This is a genomic window from Lactobacillus sp. UMNPBX16 (assembly GCF_002553775.1).
Lineage (GTDB): Bacteria > Bacillota > Bacilli > Lactobacillales > Lactobacillaceae > Lactobacillus > Lactobacillus crispatus.
This window is the reverse complement of the sequence record NZ_PCYU01000019.1, coordinates 71,213-91,593: the sequence shown is the minus strand read 5'-3', so window position 1 is coordinate 91,593 and position 20,381 is coordinate 71,213. Positions and strand designations below refer to the sequence as shown.

Genomic DNA, 20,381 nt, shown 5'->3' with positions numbered 1-20,381 from the left:
ATGTATCATAGCCCAGAAATGCAGTCAATTCAGCTTCTAACAAGTTATTAACAGCCTGTTGTAGCTCTTTGCGCAATAAATCATTTATTTTGTCTGGATTGAATAGAGCTTGAGCAAAATCTTTGGTAAAATCATTCATGAAGGAGTTCTTCTTTCTGTATGTGTTTTTTGTTCAAACCAATCATACGAGAAAGGAACTCCTTTTTCTAATGTTTAAAGAAATAAATTTAAGGAATCAGTCATCCTTACACAAACTATTTTACAGTCTCACTGTTTTTCTCGGTAAAATTAAATTAAGCGTTTTTTATAGAAAGGAAAAATTATGCAAAAAGAACAAGAAATCCAAATGTTGAAAGAATTCTCAGATGCCAATTCAACTTCGGGCTTTGAGGAAGAATTCGTTAAGCTGTTTACTAGTTATGCGGAAAAAACGGCAGATATTGAGGTAGATGGGATGCTCAATGTTTATGCCGCCAAGAAAGAAAATAAGGGAAATCGACCGGTAATTCAACTTGATGCGCACTCAGATGCTGTAGGCTTCATTACGCAAGCTGTTCGCCCTAATGGTTTAATTAAGTTTGTTCCACTTGGTGGTTGGGTAAAATATAATATTCCAGCCTTGCGCGTTAAAGTGCGCAATCGTGATGGAGAATATATCCCTGGCGTTGTAGCAACTAAGCCGCCTCACTTCATGACAGCAGCTGAGCGCAATAATGTACCTGATGTGGCAGATATGTCAATTGATGTTGGTTCTTCTAGCCGTGAGGAGACAATCAAGGACTACAAGATTGATACAGGTTGCCCTATCTTTGTTGATGTTAAGTGTGAATATCATGAAAAGTCCGGTTTATTCTTCGGTAAAGACTTTGATGATCGTTTTGGTGCTGGTGCGATGGTTGATGTGCTTGATAATTTGAAGGGTGAAGAAACTAACTTTGACGTGGTGGCTGCACTTTCTAGTCAAGAAGAAGTTGGCTTGCGTGGCGCCTATGTAACGGCTAGAAAAGTTAAGCCAGATCTTTGTCTGGTACTCGAAAGCTGTCCAGCTGATGATACTTTTACGCCTGACTGGCTTTCTCAAACTGGTCTAAAACGTGGCCCAATGTTGCGCGATATGGATACGACATTTTTACCAAATCCTAAGTTCCAACAATATGCATGTGATTTAGCTGATAAAAATAATATTCCATATACTCGTTCAGTTAGAACCGGTGGCGGTCAGGATGGCGCTGCAATTTACTACGAAAATGGTGCGCCAACAATTGTCATCGGTATTCCGGTGCGCTATGAACACTCACCATATTGTTTCAGTAGTTATAAGGACTTTAAGGCTTCAGTTGATTTAGCTACTGCAATTATTCGTGATATTACCCAGGAAAAGCTAGATAGCTTCAAAAAGTTTTAATAAATTGCTTAAAAAGATGGATTCTCTATTATAAGGGACCATCTTTTTTGATATACTTAAACATAATTTTATATTTTAAGCGAGGTAAAGAGATTGATTACAGTATCCGACGTTAGTTTACGATTTGGTGGCCGCACACTCTATGAAGACGTTAACTTAAAATTTACTCCAGGCAACTGCTACGGCGTAATTGGTGCCAATGGTGCCGGTAAGTCAACTTTTCTTAAATTGTTAGAGGGGAAACTGGAACCAACAACAGGTTCAATTTCAATTGATCCCAATGAGCGCATGTCCAGCTTGAACCAGGACCACTTTGCTTTCGAAGACTTCTCTGTCATGGACACAGTAATTCAAGGGCACAAGGAACTGTATCAAGTAATGAAAGAAAAAGATGCTCTTTATGCCAAACCTGACTTTGGTGATGAAGATGGGGTTAAGGCAGCTGAATTAGAGAGCAAGTTCGCAGAACTTGATGGTTGGAATGCGGAAGCGGATGCGGCTAAGCTGCTGCAATCATTAGGGATTCCTGAAGAAGAACATCAAATGATGATGAAGGATTTACCTGAAAGCGAAAAAGTTAAGGTCTTATTGGCCCAAGCTTTGTTTGGTAATCCTGATATTTTGCTATTGGACGAACCGACTAACGGTTTGGATGTTCATACCGTTGAATGGTTAGAAGACTTTTTGGCTGATTACCCTAACATTGTGATTGTTGTTTCCCACGACCGACACTTTTTAAATCAAGTATGTACTGAAATGTGTGACGTTGATCGTGGTAAGATTCAGCTTTATGTGGGTAACTATGACTTTTGGTATGAATCGAGCAAACTAGCTAATGAATTAGCTGCTAACCAAAATGCTAAAAAAGAAGAAAAGATGAAACAATTGCAAGAATTTATTGCCCGCTTTTCTGCTAATGCATCTAAATCACGTCAGGCAACTTCTCGAAAGAAACAACTTGATAAAATTACCTTGGACGATATTAAACCATCGAGTCGTAAATATCCATTTGTAAAATTTGAAATGCACCGTGACTTAGGGAATGACCTAGTTAAGGTGGAAAATGTTTCTTATTCAGTTGATGGTGAAAAGATTCTGGATAATGTGTCTTTCATCGTGCGTCCTGGTGATAAGGTAGCATTTTTATCACGTAACGCTTTAGCAACGACTGCGCTGCTTGATATCGTTGCTGGTAAGCTTAAGCCTGATACTGGGACAGTGACTTGGGGTCAAACAACTGCCTTTAACTACATGTCACGCGATTTGAATGCTAACTTTAATAATGATGAACTCACAATCTTAGATTGGCTACGGCAATATGCGACTAAGGAACAAGATGATAATACTTTCTTGCGTGGATTCTTGGGTCGAATGCTCTTTAGTGGGGAAGAAATTGAAAAGAAGATCAAAGTACTTTCCGGTGGGGAAAAGGTTCGTTGTCAATTGTCCCGAATGATGCTTGAACCGGCTAATGTATTGATCATGGATGATCCAACTAACCACTTAGACTTGGAATCAATTACGGCCTTAAACGATGCCCTTGTTTCATATCCAGGTTCAATTTTATTCACGTCACATGATCATGAATTTATTCAGACTATTGCTAACCACATTATCGAAGTTGGACCTAAAGGTATTGTTAGTCGCCAAGATACGAGTTATGACGAATTCTTAGATAAAGAATCAATTCAATCGGCAGTAGCTAAGATATATTAATAAAAGATTATTGAATTTCTTGTGGTTGAAACTTAGCTATTTTTGGTTCATGATGTGAGGTAAATAAAGAATGAAAGGACTTACATTATGAAACGAATTAAAATGGGATGTACTACTTTAAGCATTCCAGCGATGGCACTTGGCATTATGCGAATGAATCAAAAATCAGTTCCAGAGGCTCAAGTGGCAATTCAAGCCGCCTATGATGCTGGGATCAACTTCATTGATTCTGCTGATATTTATGGCGGTGGAAAATCAGAAGAGATTTTTGGTCAAGCTTTTAGCCAAATGCAGATCAAGCGTGAAGAGATGTTTATTCAATCTAAAACAGGAATTGTTCCAGGAAAACGTTATGATTTTTCTAAAGAACATATTTTGCATAGTGTTGATGAAATTTTGGAAAGAATGCAACTAGATTATCTTGATTCATTAGTACTTCACCGACCAGATGCATTGATGGATCCAGAAGAAGTAGCTGAGGCTTTTGATCAACTACAGGCAGCAGGTAAGGTGCGCTTTTTCGGCGTATCTAATTTTGATACGGCTCAATTTAAATTGTTACAAAGTTGCTTGAGCCAGCGCTTGATGTTCAATCAATTACAATTTAGCCTGAAACATACAGGAATGATTGACTTTGGGATGCATATGAATATGGTAGATAAACCATCAGTTGATCGTGATAGCCAATTTCTTGATTATGCCCGTCTACACAAAGTTACTGTGCAGGCTTGGTCACCATTCCAGTATGGCATGTTTGAAGGGACCTTCATTGATAATGATGGCTTCCCCAAGTTGAATCAAGAGTTGCAAAAACTGGCCGATAAGTATGAGGTAGGTAAAAATGCGATCGCTGCAGCTTGGATTTTACGTCATCCTGCAAATATTCAAATGCTAGTTGGATCAATGAATCCGCAACACATTAGGGATTCTGCTAAAGGTGCCAAGATTCGATTGACTAGACAAGAGTGGTACGATTTATACTTAGCTGCTGGTAATTATTTGCCCTAAACCGAATATTTTCTAATAAAAACAAAAAACTAGCTTTTAAAAGCTAGTTTTTTGCTTATAATGGATAATAGGACTATATAAAAGGGGATTAAGAAATGAAAAAAAAATATGGAAAAAATCTTATTTTTGAAGATTTTATTCATGATCGGGAAGTGAAAATGTATCGTAGTGATGCAGAAGATTCCGTTCATTCAGATTATACTTTAAATGTACAAGTTTTTACGTTAGATAATTTACCATTTTCACCATTAACTGGTGATCAACAACACATCTTTTTTGACTATGAGAAAGCTGGAACTGATGCAGTTAAGATCACAGGGGTTGAAGGCCATTTTTACAATGCAATTACTAGAAGGTATGAAGTGACTGATCATACTTTCGTTGTAGGAGAATTGCTTGATGACAAGGTAAGTGAGACAGTAGCCACTCAGCAAATGAGGGAAGCTGCTGAAAAAGTAATTGCAGAGTTAAGCAAACGTATTCCGATGCCTCCTCACATTAAGCATCCGAAAATTTTAACCGATGTACAAAGAGCAGAAAAATTGGTAACTGATCGCAATGTGAAGATTACTAGTTTAAGTAAGGCAACAGGAACTTCAACCTATACTTTATATAACTATCGTAAGAATCCGGCTTCTTTGCATAAGGCCTCGCAAGCAACGGTTGATTGCTTAACCAGCAAGTATTTTGAAACTTACTTTAGCCGAAATGAGATTGAACGCTTTCGGATGATGTTAATCAACATTGTTGGAGCTTATTTGAAGGAAACAGAAGGTAATCCAATTGCCTATGATCCTGCACATGCTTTATATACAATGTGTCAAAAAGGGGATTGGCATCGTTTAGCTAAAATGGAAGAGTTGTGGCGAGCAAGCTACAGTGTAGAAAGGTCGCTTTAATGCAAACGATGTTTGTTCATGCGCTTAACGGCGTAAAAAATTGGTAATCCAATAATGACAATTCCAGCAAAAAGTAAAACACCAGCTGGATCATTAATTAATTCACTGATTAAGACAAACAAACCGCCTAAAATAGCAATTATAGGCACAAAAGGATAAAGTAGAGTACTGAAAGGACGCTCTGCTTTATTCTTTTTTCTTAGGATAAAAATTCCAAAGAAGGCTAAAAGATAGAAGCAATAAACTGTAAAGACGCAAAGATCTGATAAGTGGTCTGGATCAAAGAAAATCATCATTAAAAGGGCTAAAAGGACGATAAACAAAGTAGCAACAACGGGAGATTTTCCTTTAGGAGTAACATAGGCTAAGTATTTAGAAAAAGGTAAATCTCCTCGTTTAGCCATGGCATAAACGATTCTAGGAAAGGTCAGCATTTTCCCATTTAATGTTCCCATCATTGAAATGATGATGCCAATGGAAAGAATTTTACCTCCGATTGCACCGAAAACCGCGTTAGCTAGATAAGTAGTAGTGTTTTCGCCTAGTTGGTGAATTTGATTAGCGGGGATGAAGCGGAAAATCCCAATTGTAATTAGGGTATAAATAGCCAAAACAGCTGTAATTCCTGCAATGATTGCTCGAGGTAATAATTTTTGGGGATTTTTCATTTCGCAGCCTAAATTAGCGATTAAAATCCAGCCATCGTAGCCGAATAAAGTGGCTAAAACAGCAACACCGAAGTTACTAGTGTGTTGACTAACCTCTGCTACAGTCTGGTTAATCGCATCTTGTTGACCCCAACAGATTCCACAAATGATGATTACAGCAATCGGAATCATTTTGGCAATCGTGGTTATGACCGAAAAGATTGCACCTACCTTATTTTCGAAGAAATTCATGATTCCAATTGCTAAAACTGTGATTAAAGCCAAAGGAATGCGCCATGAATGATTCAAACCAAAAAAGTTAGTCATCATGATGCTCATAAAACCAGCAACGGCGGCAATAATTGCAGGACCGTACACGATGATCTGCATCCAACCAGCCATAAAGCCTAAAATGCGGCCATAGAGATTTTCAATGTAGACATAAAGACCACCAGTGTAGGGCATTTGCGCCCCTATCTCGGCAATGGTGAGACCTGCAGCCAAGGTAATTAGACCACCAAAAATCCAAGCTAATAAGGCCATTGTAGTTGAACCTGCACTGTCAAGAACAGAAGCCTGCTTAAAAAAGATACCAGAGCCGATGATAGTTCCGATTACAATTGAAAAAGCTGAGCCGAAACCAATACTGCGTTTAAGCTTGTTGTCCATTTTTTCTCCTTTATACAAAAATAGCCGGATTCACCTTATCGTCTAGAAACGATTGAGTGAATCCGGCTGCTGATTTACGTACACCAAAATCACTCAAGTTCAGTTGGAACTTGAGCTAGATGAGTATGCCAATGTGGTGTCTTGATAAATCATAATTGAATCTCCTAAATTAATTTTAATTAGAATATCATAATTATTAAAAATGAACAAGAAAAATTTGAGATTTTTAGTCTTCGATAATCGTGTTCTGTGCTTTGCTCATCTTTTTAACTAAAAAGAAAATTGGCCAGCCGACAGCGGTAATTCCAGTAAAAAGCAAAACGCCAGCGGGATCATTGAAGAATTGGCTGACTAAAACGAAGAGCCCACCTGCAATTGCTACTAAAGGAATTAGGGGATAAAATGGCACGCTGAAAGGACGTTGGTCCTTATTTTTGTATCTTAAAATGAATAAGCCAAAGAATGCTAAAACATAGAAACTATAAATTGTGAAGACGCAGAGATTTGATAGGTAATCAGGATCGAAGAAAGTCATCATAATTCCAGTTAAGGTAATTAAGAGCATAGTAGCCATAACTGGTGCTTTTCCCTTAGGTGTAACGTATGATAAAAATCTTGAGAAAGGCAAATCCCCGCGCTTAGCCATAGCGTAAATAATACGAGGAAAGGTGAGAATTTCTCCATTGAGAGTGCCTAGCATTGAGATAATAATGCCGACAGATAGAACTTTACCGCCAATTGGACCAAGAATAGCGTCAGCCAAATAAGTGGTTGAATTTTGACCTAATGCATGAATTTTATCGGCAGGGATGAAACTAAAAATACCAATAGTAATTAACGCGTAAATTACTAATACTGTAGTGATTCCAATGATGATTGCTTTGGGTAATAATTTTTGTGGATTCTTAATTTCACCACCTAAATTTGCAATAAAGATCCAACCGTCATAGGCAAAAAGGGCAGCGAGAACGGCTACGCCAAGACCACCTATTGATCGATTCAGCTCAATCACAGTTTGGGCGACAGCGTTTTGCTCACCCCAGCAGATGCCACAGAAGATAATTGCAAAAATAGGGATCATCTTAGCAATTGTAGTGATTATAGCAAAGGCTGCACCGACTTTATTTTCTAAAAAGTTTAAACCGCCGATAGCGATGATAGTGATCAAACCAATGGGAATACGCCATTCGGTGCCGATGCCAAAGAGATTAGTCACCATAATACTTAAAAAACCGGTAACTGCAGCTATCATAGCAGGACCGTACACAATAGCCTGCATCCAACCAGCCATAAAACCTAAAACGCGGCCGTAAATTTTTTCAATATAGACGTAAAGTCCACCAGTATAAGGCATCTGGGCACCGATTTCCGCAATCGTTAAGCCAGCGGTTAATGTGATAATCCCAGCTAAAATCCATGCTAAAAGTGCCATAAAGGTTGAGCCTGCGCTATCTAAAACTGAAGCTTGTTTAAAGAAAATTCCAGAACCGATAATGGTTCCAACGATAATTGAAAGTGCAGAACCTAAGCCAATACTGCGTTTAAGGTGATTGTCCATGAAAGTCCTCCAGATGTAAAAATAAGTATAACATTATATCATATAAGGTGACATATAGTTTCTAAAAATACGATAAAAGATTAATTGACTCTTCTTGTTTACCACTAAGGTTGAGTGTAGAATGAAAAACAAATATTGTTGAGTGAGAAAGGGATTTTATGCGCGTTAATGTATTACAGCATGCACCTAATGAGGGACCTGGTTCTATTCAAGCCTGGTGCCATGCTAGAGATAACGAAATGTTCGTTTACTATCCAGGGAATTTTGGTATTTTGCCAACTGTTGATGAAACAGATCTATTAGTAGTCCTAGGCAGTCCAAACAGTCCTAATGATGATCTTGATTGGGTCAAAAATGAACGTGTGTTGATTAGAAAAATGTTAGATCAACACAAGCCGATCTTGGGAATTTGTTTTGGTAGCCAGCAGATTGCTAAAACTTTGGGCTATAAGGTACTTGATGCACCCGCTAAGGAAGTAGGTTGGGCACCAGTTTATTTGCAAGATCAGACTATTACAGGAATTCCGGATAAGTTAACAGCTCTTCATTGGCATGAACAAATGAGTGAAATTCCAACCGAAGCTAAGTTATTATTCTCTAGTGATCTAGTTAAGAATCAAGGCTTTTTACTGGGAGATAATGTAATTGGGTTGCAGTTCCACTTTGAACCGCAAATTGATAATGTGCGTGAGATTGCTATTAATGATGGAGCATATGCTTTAGAAAATAATGATTTACATCAAACGCCTACAGAGATTATTAATCATGGTGTGCCTGAGAAAAATAAAGATGTAATGTTTACTTTACTTGATTTCATTGCTAAATAAGCGAAAAGGCTAGGATCAAAATTTTGATCTTAGCCTTTTTTCTTACTTCTTTTCTAGTTCTTTAATGTTCATACCAGGAATGTTGCCAAACCATTTTTTAACTAGGTGATTATATGTGCCATTCTTTTCTAGTTTTGCTAATGCAGTGTTGATATGCTTGAGCATGTCATTTTGCCCCTTATTAACTGCAATACCATATGGCTGGTTGGTAAAGGTGCCGCCAACTAATTTATAGCCGGAACTATCACGCAAAATCCCAGCTAAAATTCCGTTATCAGTTACAAAGGCATCTCCTTGTCCAGCTTTTAATGCGGCAAAAGCTTGGCCGTAATCATCGAATTGTAAAATTTCCGCTTTAGCAGCAACTTGATGGATAGCATCGGCGGCAGTAGTTCCTTTAACTACAAGCACTTTCTTGTTATTCAAATTTTTAGCATTTTTAATGGCGCTACTGTCAGCAACCATAATTGACTGTCCAGCAGGAAAGTAAGGGTGACTGAATTCGACTTGTTTTTTACGTTCAGGCGTAATGGTCATTGCTGCAATGACGGCGTCGACATTCGTGTTTTTTAGAAGCTGAATCTTGGTGTTGGCCGTTGTTGTTATGAAATTGGCTTTGGCATTTTTGCCTAGCATTTCATGGGTTAATGCATTAGCTAAATCAATTTCAAAGCCATTAAGTTTGCCTGTTTTAATATTTATTGAGCCGAATAATGGCGTGTCGGCTTTGACGCCCCAGTTAATGGTTTTACTAGTTTTAACTGCTTGATAAACGTTTTGCTTTTTGTTTTGCTTACAGCCACTTAATGGCAAAGCAAACAGGACCACTATTGAAATTATTAATAAAAACTTTTTACGCATATAATCCCTGCCTTGTTTTACTTGATGATTTTTTTATTATACCAATTTGAAATTTAGATGCAAAAATTGTTTCTTTACTTTAATTATAGTCTTATTTTTGACAAAATGATTTGACAATAGTCCATGTGCATACTAATATATTTGGCATGCATGTAGACTAAATATGGTGGTGAAGTAATGAAAATTAGTGAGACAGAAAAATTAAATCTATCAATTATCCATGGCAGCCGTGCTTATAGCCAATGGGAGCAGGATCATGACTTGCCGGACTATTTAGTGGTAATCATGTATGAATTACTGATTCGGGGAAAATTGACACAAAGAGAATTAGTAAATCTGAGTGATTTACCCAAGCAGTCGATTAACAAAGGAATTAAGATTCTGCGTGATCATGATCATATCACGATGACTGTTGATCCTAGCGATAAGCGAGTTCGATTTTGCCAGCTTACCGAAGCAGGGCGGAAATATGCTTATGACAGGTTGCGTCCTCTATTTGAGTTAGAGGAAAAAACGGCTCAAGCCATGGGAACTGACAAAATGAAATTGTTAGCTAAGCTTTCAGAAGAATGGAGCACTACTTTTTGGCATTTTTTAAGTGAAGAAAGGAGTAAAAATGGAAAACTTTAAAATAATTCTTCCATACTTAAAGCGTTATAAAAAAGATGTTGTTTGTGCAATTATTGCTATCTTAGTTTCAGCGTTTTCTGGATTATATCAGCCTAAATTATTGGAAAATATTCAAAAGGCATTGATGGCGAATCAGAAGCAAGCGGTCTTGTCTGATGGAATCTGGCTAGTAGTCCTAGGTATAATTGCAATTATTTCGGGTATTTTTAAAGTTTATTTTGCAGCGAAAATTGCACAAGGAGTAGTTAGTGATCTGCGTGAAGATACCTATGCTAAGATTCAAACGTTCTCTTTTGGTAATATTAAGAAATTTTCAGCAGGTTCTCTAACTACACGGTTGATCAACGATATGAACCAGGTAATGAACATGATGATGCAGCTATTTATGCAGATGTTGCGGTTGCCGATTTTAATTGTCGGTTCATTTATCTTCTGTATCGTGATTATTCCGCGCTTCTGGTGGGCACCAGTGGTCATGGTTGCACTTATTTTTGGTTTTGGCGCTTACGTTTTAAGACAAATGAATAGTTTGTTTACCAAATTCCAAGAAATGATGGACCGAATTTCTAATCAAGCACAAGAAACATTGCAAGGTGTGAGAGTGGTTAAGTCATTTAATCAAGGTCCACAAGAAATTAAAAAGTTTGATCAAACTTCGAACCAATTGAATGACTACAACATTGTGATTGGTTACTGGTTCTCTGCAATTATGCCAGCTTTTCAGATGATCGCTTATACCGTAATTGCTTTAATTGTTTATTTAATTGGTAAAAATATTACGGCACATCCAAGTGATATTGCGGTAGTCAGTCCATTCGTGAACTATGTTTTAACCCTGCTATTTACGATCATGATTGCCGGAATGACCTTAATGCAATTTTCAAGAGCTAATATTTCTCTTGGACGTATTCGTGAGGTATTGGAGACTGAACCAGATGTCAAGTTTGTGGAAAGTGGTTCGGTTGCACCTCTTAGCGGTAGCGTAGAGTTTGATCATGTTTCCTTTACTTATCCTGATGGGGATGATCCTACTTTAAAGGATATTTCGTTTAAGATTAAGCCAGGTCAAATGGTTGGTATCGTTGGGGCAACAGGTGCTGGTAAATCAACTTTGGCCCAATTAATTGCTCGTTTATATGATCCAACTAAGGGTGAAGTAAAAATTGGCGGTCAAAATATTAAGGATGTAACTGAAGCTGCATTACGCAAAACTGTTTCTTTTGTGCTGCAGCGAGCGGTTCTTTTCTCAGGTACAATAGCATCTAATTTGCGTCAAGGTAATGCTCAGGCTAAATTACATGAATTGCAGCGTGCTGCCAATATGGCGCAAGCATCAGAATTTATTGAGCGTTATAACGATTCTTTCGATCATGAAGTAGAGGAGCGTTCTGCTAACTTTTCCGGTGGGCAAAAGCAACGTCTATCTATTGCACGTGGCTTGATTGCTAAAGCACCAATTTTGATTTTGGACGATTCAACTTCTGCTCTGGATGCAGAAAGTGAGAAGAAAGTACAGCAAGCTTTAGAGCATGAGCTGCCTGATACTACTACTTTTATCATTGCGGAAAAGATTGTTTCAGTGATTAATGCCGATACAATTTTAGTGTTAGATGACGGTAAATTAGTGGCACAAGGTACGCATGAAGAATTGCTTAAGACTTCGCCGGTTTACCAAGAAATCTTCAAGACACAAAAAGGTAAGAAAGGAGGAAATGAATAAATGAGTAATACGAAAAAGGCATTGCGCTATTTTGCTAAGTATTTGAAGCCTTATTGGAAGGGAATCACTATTGTGGTTATCCTTTCTTTGATTTCGAGTGGTGCACAGGTTATGGCACCTACATATTTAGGCCGTTCAGTTACCGCTTTAACTACTTATTTGGTTGATTTAAAAAAGGGTACAGCATCCATGAACACGTTCTATAGCGCGTTATGGTCGATGTTCTTGTTTTACTTATTGAGCCAGATAGCGATTTTTATTGCTTGGATGGTAATGTCCAAGTTCAATGCGGATTTAACTAATGACATGCGTGAGAATCTATTTGCCAAGTTTCAACGGATGTTAGTGCGCTACTTTGATACTCATCAGGATGGTAAACTTTTATCGCTATTTACTTCCGATTTGGATAATATTTTCAACGCAATGAACAATGCGATTTTTGAAATTATTTCCCAGGGAATTATGTTCGTGGGAACAATTATTGTGATGTTCACGATTAATAGTACTTTGGCTTGGACTACGATTGCGACAACACCATTCATTTTGATTATTAGTGTCCTTTTAATGAAAAAAGCTCGCGTTTATATCGATAAGCAGCAAGATGAAATTGGCGATTTAAATGGTTATATTACCGAACAGATCAATGGTGAAAAGGTGATTATTACCAATGGTTTGCGTCAAGAATCGGTTGATGGCTTCAAGGTCTACAACAATAAAGTAAGAACCGCTTTGTTTAAGGGGCAATTTTATTCGGGAATCCTATTCCCATTGATGAACGGATTGAACTTACTTAATTTGGCAATTGTCATCGCTATGGGGTCTTGGATGATTATTTCCGGTCAAATTTCTCAGGCTATTGGATTGGGCTTGATTGTAACTTTCGTTGAATATTCACAAGTTTATTTCCAACCTTTGACACAAATTACTTCAATTTATTCCATGATTCAATTAGCTTTAACTGGGGCAAGAAGATTAGCTACAGTTGAAGAACAAAAAGATGAAAACGAAGTGCCAAATGGTAAGGTCATTAGTGGTTTGAATCATGGTGTCAAGCTAGAAAATGTTCATTTTGGCTACAATAAAGATAAAGAAATTTTGCACGGAGTAAATATTTCGGTTGATAAGGGCCAATCAGTGGCTCTGGTCGGACCAACCGGTTCAGGTAAAACTACGATTATGAACCTGTTAAATCGCTTCTATGATGTTAATTCAGGTAAAGTAACCTTTGACGGGACAGATGTACGTGATATTCAACTAACATCATTGCGAAATAATGTTGGGATCGTCCTGCAGGACTCTGTCTTATTTACTGGTACTGTAGCGGACAATATTCGTTATGGTAAGCCGAATGCTTCAATGGATGAAGTGATTTCAGCGGCTAAGCAGGCTAATATCCATGATTTTATTGAGACTTTGCCTGATGGTTACGATACTCAAGTTAGCGATGCTAACTCAATCTTTTCAACTGGGCAAAAGCAATTAATGTCAATTGCTCGGACAATTTTAACGAATCCACCATTCCTAATCTTGGATGAAGCAACTTCTAACGTAGATACGGTAACAGAAGAAAAGATTCAAAAGGCAATGGATACTGTGATTGCTGGACGAACAAGCTTTGTGATTGCTCACCGGTTAAAGACGATCTTGAATTCTAATAAGATTGTTGTGTTAAAAGATGGTAATGTGATCGAAGAAGGCAGCCACGAGGCACTGCTTAAAGAAAAGGGATTTTATTACAAACTTTACACAGATCAAATGGCATTTGATTAACAATGTGCTATACTTGACTTAATTGATAAATAAATGAAATGTCACTAGGGGTGCGTAATGCTGAGATAATACCCTTCGAACCTGAACAAGATAATACTTGCGCAAGGGAAAGTGCTAACAAGAGAATTAACTTTTATTTGTGTGCTCCTACTGACAGTATGTTAGTAAGGAGCATTTTTTATGTTTACTAGATCGTCAAAATGGAATGTAAAATCAGTTATTTTAGTTGCCTTAATCGGGATCATCATGGGTGTGATTTACACTTATGGCTTTAACAATGTGTATAACTTAGTAAAATTAAGCTTTTTACCCACCGGTTATGCACCGGTTGTTGACAACGTTTTTACTGGCTTATGGTATATGGCTGCTCCTTTAGCGATGTATTTTGTACCAACTAAGGGAGCTGGAACTATTGGTGAATTGCTGGCTGCCACGGTTGAGATGGCGATCGGTGGCCAGTGGGGAGCCTTGACTATTTTTGAGGGGTTAATTCAAGGAGCAATGAACGAGATCGGCTTTTTTCCTAAAAAAGAACGCTATGAAAAGTTCTCATGGAAGAGCGTTTTGACTGGTGCTTTCTTTGCCAATTTAGGTGGTTTTATACCAAGTTACTTTTTGTTTGGTTGGAGTCATTATCAGGTTAATGTACAAATTTTGATGTTTATTGTAAGTATGATTTCATCATTACTGTTTGATGGTGTCCTAGTGAAATTGATTACCAATCTTTTCGATAAAGCATTAAAACCTAAAGTTGCCTAGAAACTATAAACCATACCTTTTCGTATACACACACTTTATTTATACCATTTGAGTGATAGAATAAAGTTAGATGTATTGTATACGTTTTCAAAAAGAAGTGGATTTATATGGCTCGACGAAGTAATGCAGAAAAGGAAGCTGAGGCAGAAGCAATTAAGAACTGGAATCCGCGTTACAAACATAATGTTATTATTTATTTATGGATCTACGGCATTTTGGGTGCAGTAACTGGGATTACGAATGATGCGGCTCTATCTTATTACAAAATTGTAGCGCCACACCTGATTTCTGGATTAAACATTTTTAATGCGGCAACTGCTATTTTGATGTCAGTAATGATCGCTACAGTTCACAAGTGGGGTTATCGCAAGATTTTGTTGATTTTGCCGCCAATGACTGCGATTTTTATGGCTTTAACTTGTATCACGACTAACCAGCTCGTTATCATGATTGCTTATACTATTTCTTGGACAGCAATTGGGGTTTATGATTTGATGTATCCATTAATGTGGACCTCATATGTTCCGGGAAAAATTAGAACTAAGATGTTCTCAACAGTAATGATTGTTAATTTGATTACACAAACGATCTGTACGTTTTTAGGTGGGAAAGCTGTCGTTTGGTTCTTTGGTTTGATTAGAGGCATTCCTTATCATGAGGCATCTGTTCTTTCTGGTAAGTCAGAGATGTTAACTGGTCAAACTTTAGCAGATTATACAAATTCATACAGAATCCTGCTTTACATTACGGCTGCCGTAACCATGTTAGCCTTTGTTTTGGCTTTGTTTATTCATGATGTGCCACGTGATTATCGTTCTACTGCAGATGACAAGGAGCCTAGCAGAGCAGAGAAGATGGCTATGTATAAAAAGCTTTTGAGCAAGAAGACATTGATGTGGATTGTCTATATTGCCGGTATTCAACTTGGTGCTCGTTTAGTTGCTGTTTATGTGCCGATTTATTTGAATAGTTATTTGCACATTCCACGTGATGTTACTTCTACCATTAACACCTTTGTTCAAGCAGCGATGCTAATTGGATATTTCTTTGCGCCATTCTTGGAAAAGAAGATGGGGGCGATTGTTTCTGTTGCTGCAGGTACATTGACCTGTGTGCCTGTTATGTTGTTGCTAGCTAACGGTCGTCGCTTAGGTAGCGGGACAGTTTTGTTTGTAATTGTCGGCCTTTTGCTCTTCTTAAGAACAGGATTAGCCAATGCCACAATGCCAATTCAACAAGAAGTTCAGATGGTTATTGTTGATAAGGACTTGCGTCCAGCCTTACTGGAGTAGTTCAGATTGCTTATGCTGTTGTCGGTGTCATTGATGGACTCTTCACCGAATTTTACTTATTTACTACCCAAGATGGTTATGCAAATGCCTATTACATTGCAGCGGTAATTTATGTTATTGCTAGTGTCTTGCTTTTGGTCTTCTTTGCCAAGAAGTATAACCGAATTTTGGACACAGCTAATGCACAAGATGATAATCAAAATTAAGATAATTTAGAATAAAGAAAAGACCTGATAATCTTCGCTTTGTGATTATCAGGTCTTTTGCTACATTTCAATTTTTTCGCTATCTTTAATGAACTCTAACATGATTTTGTCGTCTTTAATCAAAATTTTTAGTAAACGATTATTGCCGTTGGTGGGAACGGCGCCAGCTTCATAAAGGGCAATTGTTGAAGGACTCCAGCCTAAAATGTGGGCTAGTTTTCGTTGACTTAATTTCCATTTCTTGCGTAATTGTTTGATGTCATGAGGTGATACAACATCGTATTGTTTGCGGAATTTTTGTAGTGCTAGCTTGGCTGCCTGATCATCTAATTCTAAATCAGGAATTACTTGATGAGTTTGATCATCAAAACGAGCAGGAGCTGTTACTTCAATTTCGTGACCACGAATATCATAGCTGTTGGTGTAGTTTGCAATGTAAGACATAGGTAGACCCTCCCTAATTAATATAATGCTTCATGAAAGGAAATGAATAGAACCAATGTATAATCATTCTTAAATTTGAATTTAATGTAGTACTTAACGCCAAAAGTAGTTTCATAGACCCAGACATATTCACTTGGAAAAGCTCTATCCTTATCTACTTTGACAAAATCATTTATTGAAAGATCTGCAACAATTAGCTTAACCAATTCTTTGGTCACAGGAGTTGCATGTTTTGCCTTTCTGTTAACCAAGACAAATTGCTCATTTTTAACAAGATTTTTTAACCTAATTAGTGAAAAGATAGGTTCCACTTAATTTACCTCCATTTTACATAATTTTGATATGAAATCATAGCATTTTGATTAATGCTTTCAGTATTAATTACGTAAGATAGAGACATTATTTTTTGGCAATTTCTTATCTTTATAAAAAATTAAACACTTCTCCAATTTTTTAGAGAAGTGTTTTGCTGCTTATTTCAAAACAGATTGTAACTTAGTAGTTAACATGTCAATTGCAACATCATTTTCCCCACCTTCAGGTACGATGATATCGGCATAGCGCTTGGTTGGTTCAATAAATTGGTTGTACATTGGCTTAACTGTACCCAAATATTGATTAATAACAGAGTCAAGTGAACGACCACGTTCCTTCATATCGCGCTCAAGTCGGCGAATAAAACGGATATCATCATCGGTATCAACATAAACTTTAATATCCATCAAATTGCGAATATCTTCATTGAAGAGGACTAAAATTCCTTCTAAGATAATAATATCGGCCGGCTCAACATGAATAGTTTCATCGCTTCTAGTATGAGCGGTAAAATCATAAGTTGGCATTTCAATCGGTTTTCTGTGCATTAACTGACTTAATTGTGCCTCAAGTAGCGGCATATCAAAAGCATCAGGATGATCATAATTAATTTTCATTCTTTCTTCCATTGATACACCAGTATTATCTTTATAATAAGAATCCTGGGTCATGATCATAATGCGATCTTGATCATTAATATTATCCGCAATTTCATGAGCGATGGTAGTTTTGCCGCTTCCAGAACCACCGGCAATTCCAATGATAACGGGTTTTTCAAGTTTTCCCATTTCAAACTCCTTTGTTTTTCAATATATCACTAAATATTTTAAGCTATTTTCCGAATATTAACAGCATTTATTTGTATTAAAAACGGATTCATTTTGAAGTATAAGAAATTTTGCTTGCTTTTTATCCCAAAATAAGGTTAAATACATATAAATAAATTAAAAGGCTATGAAAAAGACAAGTAGATAGTTTATTTCTAACAGTGAGTTGGTGCTAGTGAAAAGCCAATAGACCCTGAACTATTGAAAAACACTTTTAGCAGCTCACCGAAATAACAATTCTTAGAGTAGGTTGAGACGTCTCCGGTACGTTACCACACCGGTGAAGCATGATAGTGCTTCATGAGTAGGTCTATATCTAATAGGCAATGTGGGTGGTACCGCGGAAAGAAGTCTTTCGTCCCAGTTTAGGGATGAGGGACTTTTTCTTTATCCTAAAAGTTAGTAGTTAATAAATTCGTAAGTAGCGTTAATATGATTATTTTAATCTAGCTAAATACAAATATATTTTGCTAAAACCGAATAAATTTATAAGATTAGCAGGCTATTATACTATTTTGAATTGCTAAAATATTTAGTTTTAGCTTTAAGAAGAGTAAAATAATTATATTGTGTAGACAAAGGAAAGAAAGGTAGAAGCCATGACAGCAATTATTGAATTTAAGCATGTTGATAAGTACTACGGAAAGCTCCATGCATTGAAAGATATTAACTTAAAGATTGATGAAGGCCAAGTGGTTTCAATTATTGGTCCATCTGGTTCAGGTAAGAGTACTTTAATTAGAACTATGAATGGCTTGGAACCAATTAATAGCGGTCAATTAATTGTAACTGGGTATGATTTGGCTGATAAAAAGACCGATATTAATAAGATTCGTAAAAATGTTGGGATGGTATTCCAACACTTTAATCTCTACAATAATCACACTGTGTTAGAGAACGTTATGCTGGCGCCTAAGATTGTGCTAAAGCGTCCTGATGATGAGAACCGTAAAGTAGCGATGCAATATCTTGAAAAAGTAGGTATGGCCGATAAAATTGACTCTTATCCTCGTCAATTATCTGGTGGACAAAAACAAAGAGTAGCGATTGCTAGATCATTAGCAATGCACCCTAAGGTGATTTTATTTGATGAACCAACTAGTGCCCTTGACCCAGAAATGATTGAAGATGTTTTAGAAGTTATGAGATATGTTGCTGAACAAGGCATTACTATGGTTGTGGTTACCCACGAGATGGGTTTTGCTAGAGAAGTAAGCAATCGCTTAATTTTCTTTGATAATGGTCATATTTTAGAAGATCGCAAGCCAGAAGAATTCTTTGCTCATCCAGATACTGAACGTGCTCGGCAATTTTTAAGCAAAGTTATTTCTAAAGATTAAGGTGACACGCCATGAAAAAGATAAAAAGATTTCTTTTCTTGCCTTTGCTGATTCTATTAGCGTTTACCTTAACAGCTTGTGGCAAGCATGCTAGCAATAATGTTTATCAAAAGGTAAAAGAAAGTAAGACAATTGTTTGGGGCGTTAGAGCAGATACTAGATTGTTTGGCTTAACGAACATTAAGACAGGACATATTGAAGGGTTTGAAATCGATTTGGCTAAGGCTTTAACTAAGCAAATGCTAGGTAAAGATGCTAAAACCGATTTTGTTACTACTACTGCCAACACTAGAATCCCACTTTTAAAAAATGGAAATGTTGATGCTGTTTTAGCCACAATGACTATTACACCAGAACGTGCCAAGCAAGTAACCTTCTCTAAGCCATACTTTCCAGCCGGTTCATCTTTGTTAGTGCCTAATAATAGTAAGATCAAGAATGTTAAGGATCTGGAAGGCAAAACTGTTTTGGCCGTTAAAGGAACTACCGCAGTTGATGATGTACATAAGTATGCCCCTAAAGCGCGGATTTTGCAATATGATGACTATGGTCAAGCAATGTCTGCATTGAAGGCTAACCAAGGTGTGGCATTAACTACTGACAACGGTTTGCTTGCCGGTATCGCTCAAGAAAATCCTGGTTATAAGTTAGTCGGCGGCGTCTATAGTAATGCTCCTTACGGAATTGCTGTTAATAAGGGACAAAAACAAATGGCTGATCATATCGACCAAGCTTTGAATGAATTACAAAAGAATGGTACTTATGACCGTTTGATTAAAAAGTGGTTTGCTGGAATTCCTGGTTTTAGTCTAAAGGGGGTTTTGAAATAATGTGGCAAATTATTACTAACAACTGGGGCAGCTTCCTAACAGGTTTTTGGAATACTATTTTAAGTAGTATTATTGCTCTAGTTTTCAGTTTGATTTTAGGCGTGATTTTTGCCTTGCTTGAGGTAGCACCATCTAAATTTGGCCAAGTGATCGCGAAGATCTATATTGCGATTTTTAGAAATATACCTTTGCTGGTAATTGTCATGATCTTTTATTTGATCGTTCCACGTTATATTGTGAAATTGTCAGGATTTCAAGCGGGGACAATTGGTTTAACACTTTATACATCAGCGTTTATTGCAGAGACCGTTCGTGCGGGAATTAATTCAATTGGAACTGGTCAAATGGAAGGTGCTCGCTCCAACGGTATGACCTATGTGCAAGCCATGCGTTATGTCATCTTACCTCAAGCGATGAAGATAGTGATTCCACCACTAGGCAACCAGTTTGTCAACTTGGTTAAAAACTCTTCAGTTTTGGCCTTTGTTGCCGGTTTTGACTTGATGTATCAAGCACAATTGATTGCGTTCTCAACGTTCCAAACAATTGATACTTATATTATTGTTGGATTGTTCTACTTGATCTTGACTTTGCCGCTTAGTTACTACATGCGTCATTTAGAGAAAAAATTAGTCAACTAATAGGAAGGGGATAGAGA

Annotated in this window: 18 protein-coding genes, 2 pseudogenes, 1 riboswitch and 1 other annotated feature; of the genes and pseudogenes, 13 read left to right on the top strand and 7 right to left on the bottom strand. The window is 37.3% G+C overall.

Features of this window, described 5'->3' with window-relative positions; translation table 11 throughout:
- Nucleotides 1–139: pseudogene (locus tag CP367_RS05135) on the bottom strand (IS256 family transposase); the annotation flags it as partial.
- Nucleotides 140–322: 183 nt separating this feature from the next.
- On the opposite strand from CP367_RS05135, the gene CP367_RS05125 reads away from it, so the two are divergent.
- From CP367_RS05125 to CP367_RS05110, 4 genes are all read left to right on the top strand, one after another.
- A complete protein-coding gene (locus tag CP367_RS05125) occupies nucleotides 323–1,405 on the top strand; it encodes a M42 family metallopeptidase (RefSeq protein ID WP_013085984.1) in 1,083 nt (360 codons plus the stop codon).
- Nucleotides 1,406–1,498: 93 nt separating this feature from the next.
- The gene (locus CP367_RS05120) at nucleotides 1,499–3,121 is read left to right on the top strand and encodes an ABC-F family ATP-binding cassette domain-containing protein (protein WP_035443311.1); all 1,623 of its coding nucleotides are present in this window, start codon (nucleotides 1,499–1,501) and stop codon (nucleotides 3,119–3,121) included.
- 87 nt (nucleotides 3,122–3,208) lie between these two features.
- The gene (locus CP367_RS05115; RefSeq protein WP_005720836.1) at nucleotides 3,209–4,129 is read left to right on the top strand and encodes an aldo/keto reductase family oxidoreductase; all 921 of its coding nucleotides are present in this window, start codon (nucleotides 3,209–3,211) and stop codon (nucleotides 4,127–4,129) included.
- A 95-nt stretch (nucleotides 4,130–4,224) separates the two neighbouring features.
- On the top strand, nucleotides 4,225–5,028 hold the full coding sequence (locus tag CP367_RS05110) for an XRE family transcriptional regulator (protein ID WP_089145874.1): 804 nt from the start codon (nucleotides 4,225–4,227) through the stop codon (nucleotides 5,026–5,028).
- Here CP367_RS05110 and CP367_RS05105 read toward each other — a convergent pair.
- Both CP367_RS05105 and CP367_RS05100 read right to left on the bottom strand, forming a co-directional pair.
- Complete coding sequence (locus CP367_RS05105) at nucleotides 5,025–6,344, bottom strand: APC family permease (RefSeq protein ID WP_089145875.1); 1,320 nt, start codon at nucleotides 6,342–6,344, stop codon at nucleotides 5,025–5,027. The genes CP367_RS05110 and CP367_RS05105 overlap by 4 nt on opposite strands.
- Nucleotides 6,345–6,570: 226 nt before the next feature.
- Nucleotides 6,571–7,902: an APC family permease gene (locus CP367_RS05100; protein ID WP_089145876.1), complete on the bottom strand. Its 1,332-nt coding sequence runs from the start codon at nucleotides 7,900–7,902 to the stop codon at nucleotides 6,571–6,573.
- A 158-nt stretch (nucleotides 7,903–8,060) separates the two neighbouring features.
- On the opposite strand from CP367_RS05100, the gene CP367_RS05095 reads away from it, so the two are divergent.
- Entirely contained in the window at nucleotides 8,061–8,729 is a 669-nt protein-coding gene (locus CP367_RS05095) for a type 1 glutamine amidotransferase (protein ID WP_089145877.1), read from the top strand.
- 42 nt (nucleotides 8,730–8,771) lie between these two features.
- Here CP367_RS05095 and CP367_RS05090 read toward each other — a convergent pair whose 3' ends face one another.
- Nucleotides 8,772–9,590 (bottom strand): transporter substrate-binding domain-containing protein, encoded by an 819-nt coding sequence (locus CP367_RS05090; protein WP_057726753.1) that lies wholly within the window; start codon nucleotides 9,588–9,590, stop codon nucleotides 8,772–8,774.
- 177 nt (nucleotides 9,591–9,767) lie between these two features.
- Here CP367_RS05090 and CP367_RS05085 point away from each other — a divergent pair, with 177 nt between their 5' ends.
- From CP367_RS05085 to CP367_RS05065, 5 genes and pseudogenes are all read left to right on the top strand, one after another.
- Nucleotides 9,768–10,220 (top strand): MarR family winged helix-turn-helix transcriptional regulator, encoded by a 453-nt coding sequence (locus CP367_RS05085; RefSeq protein ID WP_005720830.1) that lies wholly within the window; start codon nucleotides 9,768–9,770, stop codon nucleotides 10,218–10,220.
- Complete coding sequence (locus tag CP367_RS05080) at nucleotides 10,207–11,940, top strand: ABC transporter ATP-binding protein (RefSeq protein WP_089145878.1); 1,734 nt, start codon at nucleotides 10,207–10,209, stop codon at nucleotides 11,938–11,940. Before CP367_RS05085 ends, CP367_RS05080 begins: the two co-directional genes overlap by 14 nt.
- Complete coding sequence (locus CP367_RS05075; protein WP_089145879.1) at nucleotides 11,941–13,710, top strand: ABC transporter ATP-binding protein; 1,770 nt, start codon at nucleotides 11,941–11,943, stop codon at nucleotides 13,708–13,710.
- Between the two features lie 36 nt (nucleotides 13,711–13,746).
- Nucleotides 13,747–13,837, top strand: a riboswitch (TPP riboswitch).
- Nucleotides 13,838–13,890: 53 nt separating this feature from the next.
- On the top strand, nucleotides 13,891–14,469 hold the full coding sequence (locus CP367_RS05070; RefSeq protein ID WP_057726755.1) for an ECF transporter S component: 579 nt from the start codon (nucleotides 13,891–13,893) through the stop codon (nucleotides 14,467–14,469).
- A 107-nt stretch (nucleotides 14,470–14,576) separates the two neighbouring features.
- A pseudogene (locus CP367_RS05065) lies at nucleotides 14,577–15,967 on the top strand (MFS transporter).
- Between the two features lie 60 nt (nucleotides 15,968–16,027).
- On the opposite strand, the gene CP367_RS05060 reads toward CP367_RS05065, so the two are convergent.
- The 3 genes from CP367_RS05060 to udk all read right to left on the bottom strand — a co-directional run bounded on the left by CP367_RS05060 (nucleotide 16,028) and on the right by udk (nucleotide 17,514).
- Entirely contained in the window at nucleotides 16,028–16,411 is a 384-nt protein-coding gene (locus CP367_RS05060) for a helix-turn-helix domain-containing protein (RefSeq protein ID WP_068813671.1), read from the bottom strand.
- A 17-nt stretch (nucleotides 16,412–16,428) separates the two neighbouring features.
- The gene (locus CP367_RS05055) at nucleotides 16,429–16,722 is read right to left on the bottom strand and encodes a type II toxin-antitoxin system MqsR family toxin (RefSeq protein WP_068813670.1); all 294 of its coding nucleotides are present in this window, start codon (nucleotides 16,720–16,722) and stop codon (nucleotides 16,429–16,431) included.
- Between the two features lie 162 nt (nucleotides 16,723–16,884).
- Nucleotides 16,885–17,514 (bottom strand): uridine kinase, encoded by a 630-nt coding sequence (gene udk, locus CP367_RS05050; RefSeq protein ID WP_013085991.1) that lies wholly within the window; start codon nucleotides 17,512–17,514, stop codon nucleotides 16,885–16,887.
- A gap of 157 nt (nucleotides 17,515–17,671) precedes the next feature.
- Nucleotides 17,672–17,919: a binding site (T-box leader), on the top strand.
- 233 nt (nucleotides 17,920–18,152) lie between these two features.
- On the opposite strand from udk, the gene CP367_RS05045 reads away from it, so the two are divergent.
- Genes CP367_RS05045 through CP367_RS05035 form a run of 3 tightly spaced genes read left to right on the top strand, consistent with a single transcriptional unit; the run spans nucleotide 18,153 to nucleotide 20,364 of the window.
- Nucleotides 18,153–18,893, top strand: coding sequence for an amino acid ABC transporter ATP-binding protein (locus tag CP367_RS05045; protein ID WP_005720821.1), 741 nt, complete (start codon nucleotides 18,153–18,155; stop codon nucleotides 18,891–18,893).
- 11 nt (nucleotides 18,894–18,904) lie between these two features.
- A complete protein-coding gene (locus tag CP367_RS05040) occupies nucleotides 18,905–19,723 on the top strand; it encodes a transporter substrate-binding domain-containing protein (protein ID WP_005724283.1) in 819 nt (272 codons plus the stop codon).
- Entirely contained in the window at nucleotides 19,723–20,364 is a 642-nt protein-coding gene (locus CP367_RS05035; RefSeq protein ID WP_005720819.1) for an amino acid ABC transporter permease, read from the top strand. The genes CP367_RS05040 and CP367_RS05035 overlap by 1 nt, the downstream gene beginning before the upstream one ends.
- Nucleotides 20,365–20,381 lie beyond the last annotated feature (17 nt).